This window comes from Vibrio sp. R10-SG3-ISO10 (assembly GCF_059834185.1).
In genome coordinates this window covers 752399-771722 of record NZ_JCBDHG010000022.1, presented here as the reverse complement: position 1 = coordinate 771722, position 19324 = coordinate 752399, and the positions used below count along the sequence as shown (strand labels likewise).

16 protein-coding genes are annotated in these 19324 nt (G+C 44.2%); 14 read left to right on the top strand and 2 right to left on the bottom strand.

The window, feature by feature from the left end; all coding sequences use genetic code 11:
• Positions 1-22 precede the first annotated feature (22 nt).
• The 7 genes from AC6R16_RS17000 (at position 23) to AC6R16_RS16970 (ending at position 9119) form a co-directional block, all read left to right on the top strand.
• Positions 23-346 carry an MFS transporter gene (locus AC6R16_RS17000; RefSeq protein ID WP_069668382.1) on the top strand — a complete coding sequence of 108 codons (324 nt, stop codon included), beginning with the start codon at positions 23-25 and terminating at the stop codon, positions 344-346.
• Positions 346-1569 carry an HlyD family secretion protein gene (locus AC6R16_RS16995; RefSeq protein ID WP_500640392.1) on the top strand — a complete coding sequence of 408 codons (1224 nt, stop codon included), beginning with the start codon at positions 346-348 and terminating at the stop codon, positions 1567-1569. The genes AC6R16_RS17000 and AC6R16_RS16995 overlap by 1 nt, the downstream gene beginning before the upstream one ends.
• Positions 1570-1668: 99 nt before the next feature.
• On the top strand, positions 1669-2988 hold the full coding sequence (locus AC6R16_RS16990; RefSeq protein ID WP_500675158.1) for an ABC1 kinase family protein: 1320 nt from the start codon (positions 1669-1671) through the stop codon (positions 2986-2988).
• Between the two features lie 76 nt (positions 2989-3064).
• Entirely contained in the window at positions 3065-4411 is a 1347-nt protein-coding gene (locus AC6R16_RS16985; RefSeq protein ID WP_500675157.1) for a magnesium transporter, read from the top strand.
• 820 nt (positions 4412-5231) lie between these two features.
• Complete coding sequence (codB, locus tag AC6R16_RS16980) at positions 5232-6470, top strand: cytosine permease (protein WP_500675156.1); 1239 nt, start codon at positions 5232-5234, stop codon at positions 6468-6470.
• 9 nt (positions 6471-6479) lie between these two features.
• Complete coding sequence (locus tag AC6R16_RS16975) at positions 6480-7757, top strand: cytosine deaminase (RefSeq protein ID WP_500640396.1); 1278 nt, start codon at positions 6480-6482, stop codon at positions 7755-7757.
• A gap of 900 nt (positions 7758-8657) precedes the next feature.
• Positions 8658-9119, top strand: coding sequence for a dCMP deaminase family protein (locus AC6R16_RS16970; protein WP_004745093.1), 462 nt, complete (start codon positions 8658-8660; stop codon positions 9117-9119).
• Here the strand turns inward: AC6R16_RS16970 and AC6R16_RS16965 are convergent.
• The gene (locus AC6R16_RS16965; protein WP_500675155.1) at positions 9116-11752 is read right to left on the bottom strand and encodes a hybrid sensor histidine kinase/response regulator; all 2637 of its coding nucleotides are present in this window, start codon (positions 11750-11752) and stop codon (positions 9116-9118) included. The two genes, AC6R16_RS16970 and AC6R16_RS16965, sit on opposite strands and share 4 nt — an antisense overlap.
• 429 nt (positions 11753-12181) lie before the next feature.
• Here AC6R16_RS16965 and AC6R16_RS16960 point away from each other — a divergent pair, with 429 nt between their 5' ends.
• The 7 genes from AC6R16_RS16960 (at position 12182) to AC6R16_RS16930 (ending at position 18083) form a co-directional block, all read left to right on the top strand.
• Positions 12182-12604, top strand: a complete 423-nt coding sequence (locus AC6R16_RS16960; RefSeq protein WP_500640398.1) for a hypothetical protein — start codon at positions 12182-12184, stop codon at positions 12602-12604.
• A gap of 22 nt (positions 12605-12626) precedes the next feature.
• Positions 12627-13655: a sulfate ABC transporter permease gene (locus tag AC6R16_RS16955; RefSeq protein WP_500675359.1), complete on the top strand. Its 1029-nt coding sequence runs from the start codon at positions 12627-12629 to the stop codon at positions 13653-13655.
• Between the two features lie 329 nt (positions 13656-13984).
• Positions 13985-15421 (top strand): glyceraldehyde-3-phosphate dehydrogenase, encoded by a 1437-nt coding sequence (locus AC6R16_RS16950; RefSeq protein WP_500675154.1) that lies wholly within the window; start codon positions 13985-13987, stop codon positions 15419-15421.
• A 235-nt stretch (positions 15422-15656) separates the two neighbouring features.
• Entirely contained in the window at positions 15657-15863 is a 207-nt protein-coding gene (locus tag AC6R16_RS16945) for a hypothetical protein (protein ID WP_054960971.1), read from the top strand.
• Positions 15864-15885: 22 nt separating this feature from the next.
• A complete protein-coding gene (locus AC6R16_RS16940; protein WP_500675358.1) occupies positions 15886-17058 on the top strand; it encodes an alpha/beta hydrolase in 1173 nt (390 codons plus the stop codon).
• A 152-nt stretch (positions 17059-17210) separates the two neighbouring features.
• Positions 17211-17696, top strand: coding sequence for an acyl-CoA thioesterase (locus tag AC6R16_RS16935; RefSeq protein WP_004744597.1), 486 nt, complete (start codon positions 17211-17213; stop codon positions 17694-17696).
• Positions 17697-17837: 141 nt separating this feature from the next.
• Positions 17838-18083, top strand: a complete 246-nt coding sequence (locus AC6R16_RS16930; protein ID WP_004744596.1) for a hypothetical protein — start codon at positions 17838-17840, stop codon at positions 18081-18083.
• Between the two features lie 338 nt (positions 18084-18421).
• On the opposite strand, the gene malG is transcribed toward AC6R16_RS16930, so the two are convergent.
• Positions 18422-19312: a maltose ABC transporter permease MalG gene (gene malG / locus AC6R16_RS16925; protein ID WP_004744595.1), complete on the bottom strand. Its 891-nt coding sequence runs from the start codon at positions 19310-19312 to the stop codon at positions 18422-18424.
• Positions 19313-19324: the final 12 nt, after the last annotated feature.

The following is a 19324-nucleotide window of genomic DNA, read 5'->3' as shown; positions in this document are numbered from 1 at the left end:
TGTTATTACTTCGGAGCCTTGAATGAGTTTACTAAGTGTCCCGTTCGTGGGAACAAATGCCGATACCATATTGCACGTTGTCGCTACTGTTGTCCTTGTCGCCACCGTCGGCGCTGCATTATTTGGATTTTGGAAATTCCACGAACTACCAATCAATAAAGCCCATAGCAAAGATCATCATCAAATTGGATTGATAACGGCACTCACATGGATTGGTTTCATCTGGCACTGGGTTTGGGTTGTCGCCGTTATTCTCGCCTTCGTTGATATGGAAAAAGCCATCATCAACCTGCGCGATACCTGGCGTCATGCCCCAAAAAGTAACAACACAGAAGGAGAAGCGTAATGTTAGAAGGTTTAGCCGTCTGGGCACTGTTTATCTATTTGCTTCGCCTTGTTGGTATGCCTTGGAACAAAGCGACTAAGTCATTCGCTTATCTAGGTGGCGCCTCTTGGCTAATGTTTGTTTGGGTTGGACTGATCAACTTTACGCCAATGGATCTCTCTGGTGGTTCTGTAGTTCAATCACCGCACATACAGCTGCGTCCTGACTCGCCAAATGTGACAGGTAAAGTGGACAAAATCTATATTGAGCCAAACCAACAAGTTTCAAAAGGTCAGCTCATCTACGAAATCGATCCTACCCAATACCAGATCTCGCTCAATCAAGCGCAAGTTGCAGAAGAATCAGCAGACGTGGCTTACCAAGTAGCAAAAGAAGATATCGCTATTGCTCAAGCAACGTATCAATCTATGCAGCAAGAGGTGAAGACCACAGAAAGCCGTTTAGCAGCAGCCAAAGTCGATCACAAACTGCAAGTTAAAATGCTTAAGCGTTATCAAGAGCAAAACCGTGTCGTGGAAAATACCATCACCGCGAGTGATATCGACAAACAAGAGACAGCTGTCGAGAAAGCACAACACAATATTTCAACCATCGAGTCCGAACTAAATACCAGAATAGTGGATGCCGATAAAGCTAAGCTCGCGATAACTAAGGCCAAGTTGACCGTAAAAAGTAAACAGGCCGATTGGAAGACAGCTCGTGAGAAGCTCGCTAAAGCACAATGGGACTTAGACAGCACCAAGGTATACGCTCCGGCTGACGGTTTCGTTACTAACTTTATTCTTCGTGAAGGGCAGCGTGTCTCTATGATGCCTAGACTTCAAATGTATACCGATGAAAAATATGTACTTATGCGTGTGAATCATCAGGCAATAAGAAATGTTAAGCCGGGCCATGCCGCAGAGTTTGCTTCTTCTGTTTACCCGGGCAAGATCTTCTCTGCTCAGGTTGAAGGCATCGTTGAGGCGACCGGTGAATCTCAGGGTAACTTACTTGGATTTGATCAACCAGTGCGTACAACGACGGGTCAAAACCTACAAAACAAGCATCACTTTGTTAGATTGAAAATCGAAGAAACTGACGACTATGACATTCCTGTTGGCTCTGTTGGCTTAGCTTGGATCAGTGGCGATAAACCCATTGGCTTTATGGCATTTCTAGATGCAATTCGCGGCATCATCATTCGTATGAAGTCCCAGCTCTACTTCTTCTATTCCATTTAAGATGTTAAGACCGCTAGCAATAGCGGTCTTTTTGTTTTCTGACTGTATCTCCTCTGCTGAATTTGACGTATAAATGTTCTACTCATACAGGAGATGTCTATGTCCGATAAGGAAAAAAACCTTCCAACTCATCGTATATCTCGACTCGGCAAGTTTGCTTCACTGGCGACTCGTGTAGCAGGGAATGTCCTCGCAGAAGGTACGAAACAGATCGCGCAAGGAAATAGGCCGAAAGCAAGAGATCTCATTCTTACTCCGCAAAACATCACTCGCCTTACGAATCAGTTAGCACATTTACGCGGCGCTGCGATGAAACTAGGCCAAATGCTATCAATGGATGCGGGTGATGTCTTGGAGCCAGAACTAGCCGAAATTTTATCAAGATTACGCTCAGATGCCGACCCAATGCCTTCAAAACAATTAAATGCGGCTCTTGTCGACTCTTTAGGAAAAGAGTGGAAAAGTGAGTTTTTGGCGTTCAATTTTAAACCAATAGCTAGCGCCTCTATTGGTCAGGTACATCAAGCCTATAGCGATGAGGGGGAAAAGCTTGCCGTAAAGGTTCAATACCCAGGAATTAAAAAGAGCATCGACAGTGATGTAGACAACGTAGGGACTTTACTAAAAATCGTTGGATTGATTCCAGAGTCTGTCGATTACAAAGGATTGCTAGAAGAAGCAAAGAAACAACTGCATGACGAAGCGAACTACCAGCGTGAAGGTGAATTTATGGAGCGTTACCACATGGCGCTTAAAGGCTCACAAAAGTTTGTTGTACCTAAGATCCACTCAAATAGTAGCTCTGATTCCGTTCTCACAATGTCATTTATCGAAGGGCAAAGCATCGAGTCACTAGAGGAGTTCGACCAACAAACTAAAAACGACGTTATGACTGCCCTGCTCGACTTACTGTTTAAAGAGCTGTTCGAGTTAAAGATGGTTCAGACAGATCCTAACTTCGCTAATTACCTTTATCTCCAAGAAACGAAACAAATTGGCTTACTCGATTTTGGTGCGACTCGGGAATACAGCGAGCAGTTTAGTAAAGGCTACTTACATGCCTTTGCCTCAGTGCTGGCACAAGATCAGAAAGGGTTAAATGATGCACTAACCCAAATTGGTTTCTTCAGTCAAACGATCCTGCCAGAGCAACGAGACGCCGTGCTCAACCTAGTAAAAATGGCTTGTGAACCCATGCTGCTTGATGAAGAGTATGATTTTAAAGCCAGTGGTTTAGCACAAAAACTGAGAGAAGCTGGAACCATTTTGAGCCTAGAACAAGATTACTGGCATACACCACCTGCTGATGCATTGTTTTTACATAGAAAAATAGGTGGGATGTACCTGTTGGCCGCGAGAATTGGTGCAAAAGTCAACATTCATCGGCTGGTCACGCCTTATCTAGATAACGCTACATAACAAGGTATTGTTTTTCCGCTACTTTAGAGTACTTTGATAACCAGTTAAGCCAATTATCAAGTTTACGAGGTGCTCAGTGAGCCACTTTCAAGACCTCTCCATTTTAATTGAACAAGTCGCACAAGCAGAAGAGAGCGGTCAAGTCTCCATTCTCAATCATCTAATCGAAGTCGGATTGGAATCTGGCTCCGTCGCGCTGATTCTCGAAGCCTTCCCTATCGAAGACAGGGTAAAACTATGGCGAGGGCTTCCACTTGAACTCCACATCGAGGTGTTAACGGAAGCTCGTGCCGAAGTGCGTCACTCTATCATTGATGAGCTGTCTGAAACGGAGCTTAAACTCACCTTAGCTAAGCTAGATAACCTCTCTTTAATCGAGTGGGCTGATTCACTGCCTGATGAGATCATAAATGAAGCACTGCAACTTATCGAAAAAGATGAGCTAGAGCTTTACGATCAGGCTAATGAATATGAAGATGATCAACTTGGACGATGGGCAGAAAGAAAAGTGGTGACCCTGCCCTTTAATATCTCCGTGGACAAAGCGAAGGTGCTTATGGAGCGCTACAGCTACGACGCTCCTCAGCACATTTACCTGATCAATAAGCGCAAGCAGTTTCGTGGTTTAGTCAGTTACATCGATCTTCTTAGAGCAGAACCTAACGAAAGACTCAAAAACATCTCAATTGAGAATGTACTTACGCTCAATGCGAAGCTGACGCTGGCTGAGAGCATTGAAGCTCTGGAACGCTCCTCTTTATCGGCGATGCCAGTGACCGACGACAAGCAAGTTTTGGTCGGAGAAGTTGATTGGCACTTTGCTCTTACGACTCAAAGGGAGATCTACGAAACCCGCTTAATGGCGGGAACTGGTATGGATGAAGGGGACGATCTATTCGCCCCAGTACTTAAGAGTTCGCAAAAACGTGGTGTCTGGCTTGGTATTAACTTAATGACAGCGATTCTGGCGTCTGTGACTATTGGTTTGTTTGAAGATGTGATCGCGCAAGTCGTTGCATTGGCGGTACTGATGCCGATTGTTGCTTCAATGGGAGGAATCGCGGGGAGTCAAACACTGACCTTGATGATTCGTGCCATGGCGCTTAATCAGATCACTTCAGGTAACCGCTGGGCGCTGCTAAAAAACGAAATTGGAATTGGCTCTATTAATGGCTTGCTTTGGGCGCTAATCATAGGCGGTCTCGCAGGATTATGGTTTCAATCAACTATCCTTGGCGCCACCATAGCACTTGCTATTGTGGTCAATATTATCACCGCGGCTCTGTTTGGTGTTCTGATCCCTATTATCCTCGATAAGCTGAAACTCGATCCTGCGCTTGCGGGGTCTGTCATTCTCACGACGGTGACCGACGTTGTCGGCTTCTTTGCCTTCCTAGGAACAGCAAGCTTAGTGATGTTATAACTTTGGATAAGTTACCATTATGTCATTAGCACTTTTGTGGTTATTTGCATTTTGCAATTTCAATATGCAATTAGAATGACAGAAATGTCCTAAAATTGATTAATTTAAGAGCAATTTGGTGCTATTAAAGTTGGCACATATAGTGCAATAGTAATAGCGACCCTTAATTAAGCCGAGGGTCACCTAGCCAACTGACGTTGTTAGTGAACCCATTTTGTTCACATTTATAGCGGCCAATCTCACTTCTTGAGGTTGGCCTTTTTGTTTTTTGAGAACTGGAGAACTGGAGAACTGGAGAACTGGAGAACTGGAGAACTGGAGAACTGGAGAACTGGAGAACTGGAGAACTGGAGAACTGGAGAACTGGAGAACTGGAGAACTGGAGAACTGGAGAACTGATAAAACAGCCACTTGGTTACAATATCAAGGTTAATGTCTAAAAATCTGCACTTTATCTTGTGTTAACATTGGAAAAAGCTCGTTAGATTGTAAAAAACGAGCAAAGATCTAGCAGTCTATCTTCTTAAACTAGCCACAACTCAAACAGTACGTCATTTATAACAACTACAACCCATCAGTATCATTTATTGAAGTAAATTAAACAACTTACCCCCTAACTATCCATTCATACCGATATTTTTTTAAAGTCATAAAAATTATAACCTATTGGTTATTATGATTATTATCAAAACAGACTTGCACGCAATCGATTTAGTTATCAATAAAGCATTGACTCCGTGATTTATATCACCATAATACGCGCCGTTTAACTAATTTTTACCTACAATTTGTATTGATAATCTATTTGCGGAGGTTATAAATGGCTGCGGACAATAACTACAGTCTTGGACCCGTGCCGGAAACGGCAAGGAAAGGAGTCGCTTCACTTACCATGGTAATGCTTGGACTCACTTTCTTCTCCGCAAGTATGTGGACCGGTGGTTCTCTTGGTACTGGCCTCTCCTTTAATGATTTCTTCCTCGCTGTTCTCATTGGTAACCTTATTCTCGGTATCTACACCTCTTTTCTTGGTTACATTGGCGCTTCTACTGGTCTCTCTACTCACCTTCTTGCTCGCTTCTCTTTTGGTACTAAAGGCTCATGGCTTCCTTCTGCTCTATTAGGCGGTACTCAAGTGGGTTGGTTTGGCGTCGGTGTTGCAATGTTTGCCATCCCAGTACAAAAGGCGACTGGCATTGATACCAATACATTGATTGTTGTGTCAGGTTTACTGATGACAGCCACGGTTTACTTCGGCATTAAAGCCCTAATGGTCTTATCAGCGATTGCTGTACCTGCGATTGCCATTCTTGGTAGCTACTCGGTTTCTATAGCAGTAGATAGCGTAGGTGGTTTCGAACAGCTGCAACTCATTCAGCCTGAAACACCAATGGATTTTTCTGTTGCGCTTGCCATGGTAGTGGGTTCATTTGTTAGCGCGGGTACGCTAACCGCTGACTTCGTTCGATTTGGTAAAAAACCAGCTAGCGCGGTCTTAGTCACTATGGTGGCATTCTTTATCGGTAACTCGCTAATGTTCATGTTTGGCGCTGCAGGTGCCGCAGCGACTGGTCAAGCGGACATCTCTGACGTCATGATCGCACAGGGCCTGTTGCTACCGGCTATCATTGTGCTTGGCTTGAATATCTGGACAACGAATGAGAACGCGCTGTATGCCTCTGGCCTTGGATTCTCTAACATTACAGGTCGTTCTAGCACCACTATGTCGATCATGAACGGCATCATTGGCACCATCTTCGCGCTATGGCTTTACAATAACTTTGTCGGTTGGCTGACGTTTCTTTCGACGGCAATTCCACCGATTGGTGGCGTTATCATCGCGGACTTCCTAATCAACCGTAAACGTTACAAAGATTTTGCAAACGCGCAGTTCCAAACCATTAACTGGGCTGGCATTATCGCTGTTGCAATCGGCGTAGCCGCAGGCAAGTTCATTCCTGGAGTAGTACCGCTAAATGCTGTACTTGGTGGAGCACTTTGCTACGCTATCCTAAACCCAATTCTCAACAAACACGCGCTGAAAACACAAACAGCGTAAGGAAGCATCATGACAACGCTATTGATCAAAAACGCGACGCTACGCAATCAACAAGGTCTAAAACAGATCCTTATTGAGGACGGTCAATTTAAGCAAATTCTCGACAACGATGCAGACCTTGCTTTTGACGGTAATATTCTAGATGCCGAGGGCGGCTTAGCTGTCGCACCTTTCTGTGAACCTCACATTCACTTAGATACCACTCAAACGGCAGGTGAACCTAGCTGGAATATCTCAGGTACCTTATTTGAAGGTATCGAACGTTGGGCGGAGCGCAAAGAGCTCCTCTCAATTGAAGATGTAAAAAGCCGCGCGAAACAAACCCTAAAGTGGCAAATCGCTAACGGTATCCAACATGTTCGTACTCATGTAGACGTATCTGATCCAACCTTAATCGCGTTAAAAGCAATGCTTGAGGTTAAAGAAGAGATGAAAGAGTGGGTCGACATTCAAATTGTCGCTTTCCCGCAAGAAGGTATTCTCTCTTACCCAAATGGCAAAGAACTGCTAGAAGAAGCGGTGCAATTAGGCGCTGATGTTATCGGTGCGATTCCCCATTTTGAGTTCACTCGCGAGTACGGCGTCGAGTCACTTCACTATGTATTCGAACTTGCTCGTAAGTACGACCGCCTAATCGATGTTCACTGTGACGAAATTGACGATGAGCAATCACGTTTCGTTGAGACACTGGCTGCCCTAGCACACAAATATCAAATGGGCGATCGAGTGACAGCGAGCCACACTACCGCTATGGGGTCATACAACGGCGCGTATGCATCCCGCTTGTTCCGACTATTAAAGATGTCAGGCATCAGCTTCGTGGCTAACCCGTTAGTGAACATTCACCTACAAGGCCGTTTTGACGATTATCCGAAACGCCGTGGCGTGACTCGTGTGAAAGAGATGCTAAACGCTGGTATCAATGTCTGCTTTGGTCATGACGACGTGTTTGACCCTTGGTATCCATTAGGTACAGCAAACATGTTACAAGTACTGCATATGGGTCTACATGTTACTCAGGTCATGGGTTACGATCAGATCAACAATGGTTTGGATTTAATCAGCACTAATTCAGCGCGCACGTTAAACATCCAAGACAAACACGGTATAGAGCAAGGCAAGCCAGGTAGCTTACTAATCCTACCGGCAGAGAATGGCTTTGATGCAGTACGTCGCCAAGTACCTGTGCGTTACTCTGTTCGTAACGGTAAGGTGATTGCTGAAACACAGCCAGCAACGACTCAAATCCATCTTGATAGCCAAGAAGAAGTGACGTTCAAACGCTAAAAGGACATTAGTGTGGAATGCATAAAGGGAAGCGGCTGCTTCCCTTTTTTATTCTAGAACAAGTCATGTTTTATCTAGACAAAAGAAAACCCCACTAAGCTCTCGCCTAGTGGGGTTCTATTCTTACTCGCAGCAATCCGGCTACTAATAGGTGCTCCCTGCATCTATTCCTTGATAGTACGCTGAATCCTTCAGCACTTTCCTTATCATCGCCATCCTAGCGGTGTCCTTGGCAATCCAGCCCGTTAGCTATCCTCGCTAACTCTCATCGCTTTATCCTTAAGCGGTGTCCCTGACTCTATCATCCTGATAGAAATTGCCTTAGTCCGTTAAGCGTCCATTGTCTATCCTTGTGTAACCATCCTAGTTACTAGCGTCCAGCCAATGTCCTTCGCTTTCCATGCCAATTATTCATCCTGAATAATCGAATCTTCGTCCTGAAGATGACCGTTCCTTGGGTCTTTCCTGTTCCGTGTCTGCTCCCTGCTGACAACTTAAGATTATGGCTTCACCATTATTTTCACAACGCTATTTTTCGCTTTTCAGCAATTTCCCGACCGTTCAAGAAACATACATAACCATTAGTTTCATGCACTTATGACACAAACATCCAAATTTCTCAGCGTTCGTTTCTCATAATGCTCACGGCTTTGTAAGAGATCTCGCACACAGATATGGGACTATTTCCGATTTCAACTCATCAAGCACCATCAATAAAAGGTGACCAAAATCCCACTAATCTGCCACTATTTTACTGTTCACTTCTCCTACCAGCGGTTTTTTCTGGACTATACGACGTTAAACTAGGATATTATGTGGAGATCCACATCACATAACGTTTATTTTTAGCACTACACCAGTCTCGGTCTAATTGCTAACCATCTCCTAGAGGAAGATTGAATGATTTCAAAATGGGCGCAACGCTTTTACCAAATGGCAGAACTAGTTGGCTCTTGGAGTAAAGATCCCTCCACTCAAGTCGGCGCTGTCATCACAAAACAAAACCGCATCGTTTCAGTTGGTTTTAATGGTTACCCTCACGGTATTTCAGACAGTGCAATGACCGATGATAGAGAAATGAAGTATCTAAAGACGCTTCACGCTGAAGAGAATGCGATCTTATTTGCAAAGCGCGATCTGGATGGATGTGAAATTTGGGTGACTCACTTTCCTTGCCCTAACTGTGCGGCAAAGATCATTCAAACCGGTATTTCTGCCGTTCATTGTCCTGAACAAACGCCTGATTTCTTATCTCGCTGGGGAGACAAAATCAAAGTCAGTCAAGAAATGTTCTTACAGGCGGGCGTTAAAGTTAACTGGCTTCCGTTAGATGATTTAAAAGAAATCGAACAGGCGAATTAAAGCGTCACTTTTAAACGTTCAAAAGTATCGAAAAGCTGTTGAGATTTATATGGTTTCGGAAGATAAGCATCCATTCCTGCGTCGAAACAGCTTTGAATTTCTTCAGGTAATACACTCGCGGTTAACGCAATAATTGGCACTTTTTCCTTTCCTTTTTCCTGTTCCCATTGGCGGATTTCTCGCGTCGCGGTTAAACCATCCATAATTGGCATCATGCAGTCCATTAAAATTGCACAGAACCTTTCTTCGGTCTTCACTGCATTGACTGCGTCTAATCCATTGCTCGCAATCACATACTCAATACCGATTTTGTTGAGGAAAAAAGAGGCGATTTTTTGGTTCATTAAGTTATCTTCGACGATTAGCACCTTTTTGACATCAAGAGGAAAAAGCTCTTGCGGGGACTCACTATCACTCATGTCACTGAGCTGATTCCGACTCAACGCGTCTTCTAAGACTGACCTAAATCGGTGGCCCAATAGCGGCAGGGTAACTGAAGCACCGAGAAGTATATCTAACTCTGGTTTTGCGTATAAGTGATGGTTCATACCGATGACCTGGGCAGAAGGGTATAAGCTTCTAATCTTAGCGACATCTTTGCGCGCGCTTCGACTGCGTTCAGTGCAATATAGAATGAACGGAACATCATTGCCGTTTGAGGACATTTCCTCAACTGAGTGGTATACCTCTAACTCCACTCCGATACGTATACTTTCAGCAACAATCAGCCGTAAATATTGCGAGTCATTGGCAATTAGAACTCCGCGAGCTGATAAATCTAGCCTATCCGCTTGTTCGTCACTAATATTCAACGGCAAGGTAATTGAAAAACGGCTTCCTATCCCGATTGTTGATTTGACCTCTATCTTTCCCCCCATGAGCTCCACAAGTTGGCTACAGATGGCTAATCCGAGGCCAGTACCTCCAAAGCGACGGGTAATACTGCCATCCTCCTGGGTGAAAGGTTTAAATATATCGCCAAGCTTATCCTCTGAAATACCGATCCCGTTATCTATCACATGACATTGTAAATCGCCGAAATGGGTGCCCAGCTCAATGGTCACAACACCATTATGAGTAAACTTGATAGCATTGCTGAGCAGGTTCATAACCACTTGTTTGAAGCGGAAGTCATCAATATCGATAGAAGCGGGCAGCGTAGGTGAATATACAACCTGCAACTCTACTTGCTGTTTAAGCGCATTCGAAGAAACCATACTTAGCGTTTCATACACCATATCTCTTAGATCAACGCTACGAATGGATAGCGCCAAATTACCCGATTCGATTTTAGATAGGTCTAAGATGTCGTTGATGAGTAGCAATAGAGCATGAGATGAGGTGTCCACATCAGTTAGGATCTCTCTCTGCGCCGTAGTGAGGTGACTATCTGAGAGAATCTCTGTCATGCCAATGATGCCATTAAGTGGCGTACGTATTTCATGGGACATGTTGGCAAGAAAAATACTCTTTGCTTTGTTTGCCGCTTCCGCACTCTCTTTGGCTTTGACTAAATTCTTTTTATAGTCTGATTGCTGTTCGATAATATGGTTGAGTTGGTGAGCAAATGATGAAAACTCATCCTTCCCATCTATCGGGATCTGCTCTGCACCATCTTTCTCCTTTAGCTGTCCCATAACACTGATGATCTTGGCCAATTTGGAATTGATCCGGTATATCGTGCTTGTTCCCCAAGCAAACATCACGATAAACACAGAACACCCTGCAATGGCGATTAACCAGAGACCTTGTTTGGCGCTACGAATACTCTGGTTAAGCTCCTGTCTTAATGTGTTTGAAAAAGCCATCAGTTGGCTCTCGACCGCTTTATTACGTGTATGGATAATTTCAACAAATTCAGAGGGTGGTATACGTTCTCCAGAATGATTTAGTAGCGCCTCTTTCACCACAGAACCACGTTGAAATTCTCTACTGGCAAAAATGTCGAGCAAAGCCTCTACTTGATTAGAACTTGCACCTAAATTAATAAACTTATCTAGGTACAACTGCTGCCTTTCTCGAATCCGAAAGTATTCCTCTGCATAATCAGAATATTGCCACTCTAACCATTTAATTTCTTGTGTTAACCATGCTTCTCTTTCCATCCAAAAGTAAAGCCAACTGAGATCAGATAAGACAATATCCAGACTATGAATCAGGGGTGAAGCCTCATGACTTTCAAGACGATCAATTTCGACAAGGAGATCATGGTAAATGGTGTAGATCAACTGCCCTAGTTCGATGGTAGAAGCTTTGTCTGAAGAAAGGAGCTCTGGCAAAAGATATTGAAGCTCTTCAATGTAGCTATTTGCATGGTTCGAAGTTTGAATTCCATGGTGAACATGTTCAGAGGTATGGGCGGTCTGAGCGATAATCAACATTGTTTGTTGCGCCCTCATCACAGCAGAATTAGCGCTTTGGCCGTTTAAACGTCGATTGAATGCAACATAAAGGTGATGAGAAAACTCCGTAAGCAAGCTGATGGTGTCATTCTTCTCACCCACCAGTTGATAGCTATGGAGCCTGCCCTGAAAGTCCTTCGCTAAATTGGCACTGAAGGCAAGAATAGCGAGCGTAGGTATCAGACACAGAATAAATAGTCTACTTTTAATAGACATATTAGTCAGTAACATCCGGACTCATTCCTTGAATCGATTTTGGAGTGTCAAGATGTAAGTCTAGATGATTATTCAACCAGAGGCGTAAGTAATTACACCACTGGTTATTGCCCGACTAGTATTTATATAACAAAAACATAAGTTTACTAAGGGTCTGTTGACCTTTTGCAGTTAAATTTTGTTCGAGATAAAAGCGTTTTAATCGCGGCGAGAGGTTTGTCGCCTAGTCATTCTAAGCACAACACCTCTCAACAAAGAGTAAAACGCTTTTAGCCGAACCCTTCGGGCAGCGTTTGTGGCTCCTTTCTGCTATGTTATCGGCTTATCAGGTAGGGCAACTACAATTCAAAGCCTCTGCCTTGCATAAAGAACCCACAAACTGCTGCAAAAATCAGCTCAAAAGGTCAACAGACCCTAAAAACAACGTCGACAAGAAAGGATGTTTTGATCAGGCTAGTTCTTACTACACTTCTACTTGGGATGGCTATTCAAGCAAACGCTACAAGCTTTGCTGTTATTACCCTTAATCCAGATATGAAGGCACTGCGCTCAAATCAGGTAAAACTGCTTTATCGCGGTCGCATGTCCCACATAAATGACATGCCTGTTCGTCTCCTTGATCTACCCCGTGATTCCGAAAGTCGTGAAGGCTTCTACCGCAAGCTACTGAATAAATCTCCCACTCAGATGTCTGCTTTATGGGCGCGACAGTCCTTTTCTGGTAAAGCAATCGCACCTGTTGAAGTACCGGAAGAGTCTCTCGAAATCATTCTCCATTGGCTAGAGAACAACGCAAATGGCATTGCGTATGTTCCTGAAGAACTGCTTCCTGAGGACGCCTATGTCATTTATCAGCTCTCGGATTAAACGAACCCGCTTACTTTTGACAATGGTAACTGCGTCAGCACTACCAACGATAAGTAATGGACAGATCGCTCTATCAGATGATTTTCAAATAAGTGGGTTTGGGACTTTCTCTGCCTCTAGAAGCGATAATTCATTGCCCATACTTCCAGGGCGAAACATCACCAATGACTGGTGCTATGACTGCGATTCTACGTTAGGCATTCAGGCCGATTGGCAGATCACACAAAAATTTCGCTCGACGGTTCAAGTTGTCAAAAGACCAGAAGACCATTTTTCTTCACCTGAATTAGAACGAGCACTAGTTGAATACAATGCAGGGATGTTTCGCGCCAAAATTGGGCGATTAAGAACCCCTATGTTTATTATGTCTGAGTACTACTATGTCTCTAGCGCCTATCCTTCTTTGCGCTTGCCTCCAGAGGTATACGACAATAACCTTGGACTCACCTACTATGAAGGAATTGCTGCGGATTTCTTGCATGAGTTTGAGAATGGCAACCAAGTTGTCTTTTCTCCCTATATAGCAATTCCCAGAGAAGAACATTTTGAACAATATGGTTCTTCCTTTTCACTGGACATTTCGAGGGCGCTTGGTTTTAGCTCGGAGCTGTTCTATGACGACAATTTACTCCGTATTGCCTACGTCAACTTGGACGCTACAATGACTGGACTGATTGCGTCACCTAAATTCTATAGTCTTGATATTTACGCTTTGGGCGTAAGTCAATACTTTGGACAACTTCATGTACAAGCAGAGACCATGCTCGCTCACGAGCTAAGCTCTGATTGGTACATAAGTTTTGACTATCAATTAGGCAAGATCACGCCCTATATTCAATACGGACAAGCAAGACTGACCAAGGACACAGAAAGCTACTTGTTCGGTTTTCGCTACGATTGGACACCCCAATTAAACACTTCTATCGAATGGCAACGCTTCTACGGTAGAGAAAACGTGATCAGCGGGCAGTTCACTATGCCGCAAGATCCGATTCAGCCCTTTAGTACCAAAGTCGATCTCTTCTCCATTGGTTTATCGTTTACCTTTTGAGTAGATACAGTGACGAAGATCTATCTGCTAAGACATCATCCATACCGTATTACATAACTTATGTGCTTCAAGTATTTTTCATCACAAATTAAGATTGCTTGTTTAAAAATGTCAATAGGCACTACTACCTACAATCTGCAGTGATATCCGCCATAGCTGAGTGTAATAATAGCCCAAATAACCTGAATTAATTTTACTAGCAGAATAAGATGTTAGGCCTTACAATCCTGCCGCATAAAAATTACAAAATTAATACATTTCCTCTATTCACTCCCCCTACAGGTGAAATAGAGTCAGTCCCCAAAAAACGTGAAAGGTCCATACAAACAATGAGTCCAGAGAAACACCTCTTAGATTGGCAAACGAGCCAAACGATTGCGGAAACTATTTCTCCCCTTTTAGGTCAACTTTACCGTCACAAAGGCGTCGAAGTTCTACTCTTTGGTAAAACACTGGTTAATGCAGCGACCATCGACATCATTAAAACTCACCGCTTAGCTCGTCGCTATACAGGTACTGCTCTTACTCCAGAGCAAACTCTTCCACTAATCAAAGCGCTTGCTGAAATGGAACTTTCTCCATGTCGCATCGATATCGGTCAACTTGCTCATGAGTTCTGGCAAGGTCGTGACGACTCTCATGGCGTTAAAGACTTCCTTCACACTTCTCTTCTAGGTGCAATGAATGGCGAAACAGTCTCTGAGCCGCGTGACGTTGTCTTGTATGGATTCGGTCGCATCGGACGCCTATTAACTCGTCTACTTGTTGAAAAGTCTGGCCCAGGCTACCCACTTCGTCTGCGCGCGGTTGTTGTACGTGGCGGTAAGAAAGGTGACCTAGAAAAACGCGCTAGCCTGCTGCGCCGTGACTCAGTTCATGGTCAATTCAACGGTAGTATCGTCGTTGATGAAGAGCGCAAGGCGATTATCGCTAACGGTAACTACATTCAGTTTATCTACGCGAATAAACCGGAAGAAGTCGACTACACCAGCTACGGCATCAACAATGCTCTTGTTGTTGATAACACAGGCGTATGGCGTGATGCAGAAGGTCTTGGTCAACATCTAGAGTGTAAAGGCGCTGAAAAAGTACTACTAACTGCACCAGGTAAAGGTGACATCAAGAACGTGGTATTCGGTGTTAACGACAACGTTATCAAAGCCGAAGACAGCATTATTTCTGCGGCAAGCTGTACGACAAATGCTATTACCCCAGTCCTTAAAGCGATTAACGATAAGTTTGGTGTGACATCTGGTCACATTGAAACTGTTCACTCGTTTACTAATGACCAAAACCTGATCGACAATTTCCACTCTGGCGAGCGTCGTGGTCGTAGTGCTTCTTTGAACATGGTTCTAACTGAAACTGGCGCGGCGAAAGCGGTAGCTAAAGCCCTACCAGAGCTTGCGGGCAAGCTAACGGGTAACGCTATCCGTGTACCAACGCCAAACGTATCGATGGCAATTGCTAATCTGAACCTAAAACAGGGTACAAATAAGGAAGAGCTAAATAACTACCTACGCGAAATGGCACTGACGTCTGAGCTGTCTGCACAAATTGACTACACAGAATCGACTGAAATTGTATCAACTGACTTAGTGGGCTCTCGCTTTGCAGGTGTTGTTGATGGTGCTGCGACTATCGCTCAAGACAGCCGCTGCGTGCTATACATCTGGTATGACAACGAGTTTGGTTACAGCTGTCAGGTTGTTCACTGTATGGAACAAATGATGGGCGTTCGTTACAAGACTTACCCAACAAAATAAGCGCAGGGATTCATTAATCTGGATAAGCAATTTTTGTTTCTCAGATTAATTAGCAGAATATCGCCCCGGAGTTTCCGGGGCAAAACTCCACAACACAATACCTATAATAATCCCCCGTAGTTGCCACTTTCTTTTAGAAAGTGGCTTTTTTGTATTCACCTTAAATTGTGTACCTGTTCATGTTTGATTCATTTACCCTAGGTTAATCTAGCCATGTAATTGAGAGGTAATAATTATGAATAGAGTCATTTCTGGTATTCTGGCGTTGTTTATTGGTGTGTTCACCCTTCTATTTAGCTTGATCATGGTGATTCCATTGACCATTGCCGCGGTCATCACAGGTAAAAAGATTGAGAAATCTCTTAAGATGAATCGCTCTGCTTCTTCGCAGCAAAATGATCGCTCGGTGCTAGAGGGGGAGTATGAAGACGTATCAAAATAAAAAGGAAAAACTAGAATATATGATGCGTAAAAAGACAGCTTTAGCATTTTACTTGGCAGCAGCGGTAACAGCCGTCTTGGTTGGCTGCACAAACCAACCTCAAAACCCCGCATTTGATAAAGCTGAGCGCCTGCCTAACTACTCTCAAAGTAGTTTTGAACAGTATGTGGCAGAAACTAAGCAGTGGCTAGAACACAATCGTCTGTTCATGACAGAGGATAAATCTAGCGAACTTAACATGGTGCTGCCAAAAGAGTACCGACCAGAAAACCCAAACGGTCAGGGTGTATTGCTGGTACACGGTTTAGGTGACTCTCCCTACTCTTTCACTGACGTCGCCACTCATCTTGCTGAGCAAGGCTACTTGGTGAGAACTATCTTACTTCCTGGACATGCGAGTAAAGTTGGCGATCTTCAACTCCCTACACTAGAAGACTGGCAAGGTGTCGTCAGCCATCACATTGCACTGCTGAAAAAAGACACCAGCTCAGTATGGCTGGGAGGTTATTCTACAGGTGCTAATCTAGTGACGGCCGAAGCGTTAAACGATGAGACTGTCAACGGCTTACTGCTATTCTCTCCTGCGCTGCAACCATACTCTGATTCCGTTAAGTATGCCGAACTGGCGAGCTATTTCATTACATGGGCAGACCAAGATCCTGAGGACAACCCGCTCAGATACAACTCTCTGCCAATGAGCGCAGCCGCTGTTTATTACCAAACCTCCTCCGAGGTGCGCGAGCAACTGTCTACTAAAGAGTATCTGAAGCCAGTATTTATGATGATGAGTGAGGGCGATAAAGTCGTTAGTACTCAATTTGCCATCGATACTTTCAGTCAGAAAATGCAGAATCCTCGAGGACATATCGTTTGGCAAGGAGAAGGTGACCTCAATGAACCTCGCTCAACCAGATTCAGTATGAACTTACCCGAGCAACGCATCTCGAACGGCTCTCACATGGGGCTCCTTTTCTCCCCTAACAACCCTAACTACGGAGTAAACGGCAGCAACTTAATCTGTAGCAATGGACAAGGCGAAGACAACGAAGCACGTTGCTTATCTGGCGATACAATGTGGTACTCAGCGTGGGGGTACACCGAGCCTAACAAAATCCATGCAAGACTGACTTACAATCCTTATTTTGAACAAAGCATGCAAATAATGGATAAAGTGATGGCTTCCCCACCTTCATAGCCTCTTTAAGCCCGATTTTATCGGGCTTTTTGCTCTCTGACCGTGCTCAAAATAAACAATAAGAACTAAACTCTAATAGTTGTTGCAGATAATTAACCAGTTTGTTATTTAATATTAAACCACATACAACAATAACAACTAAGGATTGACAGATGAGCAATGGTCAACGCGATATTACGTTACGTTTTCTAGCAGAACCGGGAGACGTTAACTTTGGGGGGAAAGTCCACGGCGGCGCTGTGATGAAGTGGATCGACTTAGCAGCCTACGCCAACGCGGCGGCGTGGAGTGGCAAATACTGTATTACCGCCTATGCGGGTGGGATTCGTTTTGTGGCACCGATTCACGTCGGTAACCTTGTCGAAGTAAGCGCTAAGGTCATCTATACCGGTAGAAGCTCAATGCATATCGCCATTGACGTTCAAGCAAGTGACCCAAAAGAGATGAACAATCGCTTAACGACTCACTGCATTGTCATTATGGTAGCGGTCGATGAAAACGGCACCCCGACCTCTGTTCCAGAGTGGATTCCAGAAACGCCAGAAGATATTGAATTGCGCGATTCAGCAATCCGTCTAATGAACATGCGTAAAGAGATTGGAGAAGAAATGGAAGCACACGTTAAGTATCTAAAATAGTGAGCTTTCTGCCAAATTGGAGGCCAAGTGCCTCCATTTAAGAACTAGTCACCGTAACGCCACATTTCTGTCATTTTTCCTTCATCTTGATTTGATTAAATCCGCTGACTAAATCAAACATTGCGTATGAAGGAACGTCTCTTGGAACTCAACGAAACCACTTTGAGTGAAACTACATTGTCAAACTTGAAAGCTGTTGAGTACCAGTGGGTTCGTACCATGTATGTTGAAGGTTATGGTGAAGATGAGATCAATCACTATATCCGCACCTGCTTTGGCGGCGACGATACCTTTGCAGATCTATTTCGAAAAGTCGCCCTCTCTCAAGAAAGCATCTATGTGCTTTTGCAATATCTTGGCTGTGCGCCCTCAAGTCGGGAACTTTAACCAGAACAGCGTGCTGCTGACCGCAAGTTAATGCAACAAACACCACTGTTGCAGATCAGAACTTATACCTAGTCGCACCAACTCATCCCGTTGATTTCAATCCAATCTAAGCACTTTATACTTGCTCTGTCTTAGCGTTATTCAGGCATAAAAAAACCCGGGACAAAGCCGGGTTATGGTTACAAAAACTGTTAGTAGTGAAATAGTAAGGAATCTAGCTAACAGCCAGCTATGCGTAACGCCAGTTCTGCTCTCTACTTAACTGATCGGCGGCCAAACCAAAAGTGTTAAGCTGAGAAACAAAATGGGCGACCTCGCGGTCGCCCTTATCGTTCTTATTAACCTTTCACACCACCAGCGGTCAATCCTCCGACCAACCAGCGCTGTGCAAGCAAGAATACGATGGTTATTGGTAATGCAGACAATACTGCTGCTGCTGCAAAATCGCCCCACAGATAGTTCTGAGGGTATAGATACTGCTGCATACCAACCGCTAATGTATATGAGTTTACATCAGAAAGTAGTAAAGATGCTACTGGAACTTCACCCACTACACCGATGAACGACAGAATGAACACTACTGCAAGGATAGGCACTGACAATGGTAGTAGTACTAATCTGAATGCTTGCCAAGGCGTCGCGCCATCTAGTGCTGCTGCTTCTTCTAGCGAATTATCAATCGTTTCGAAGTAGCCTTTAATCGTCCATACGTGAAGTGCGATACCACCCAAGTAAGAGAAAATCAGACCGCCATGCGTGTTCAAACCAAGGAACGGAATGTACTGACCTAGCTTATCGAATAGGGCATAAAGTGCTACGAGCGCAAGTACCGCAGGGAACATTTGGAAAATCATCATCGCTTTAAGGATGGTGTCTTTACCTTTGAAGCGCATGCGAGCAAATGCGTATGCAGAAGTCGTAGACAGCGCAACGATAAGAATCGAGCTAATGCCTGCCACTTTCACTGAGTTCCATAACCAAGTTAATACAGGGAATGGCGGCGGCGTGACACTGCCATCTGCGTTAGTCACCGAAAATCCAAGCGCCAGTTTCCAGTGCTCTAATGACGGATTATCAGGAATAATGCTACCCGTTGCGAAGTTACCTTCACGGAACGAAATTGCAATTACCATCAACAGTGGGAAGATGATTGACGCTAGGAACACCCACATAGCAATATGCGTTGCCCATACACGGTATTTAAGTGATTTACCTTGTACCATTGCCATTGGAATCTCTCC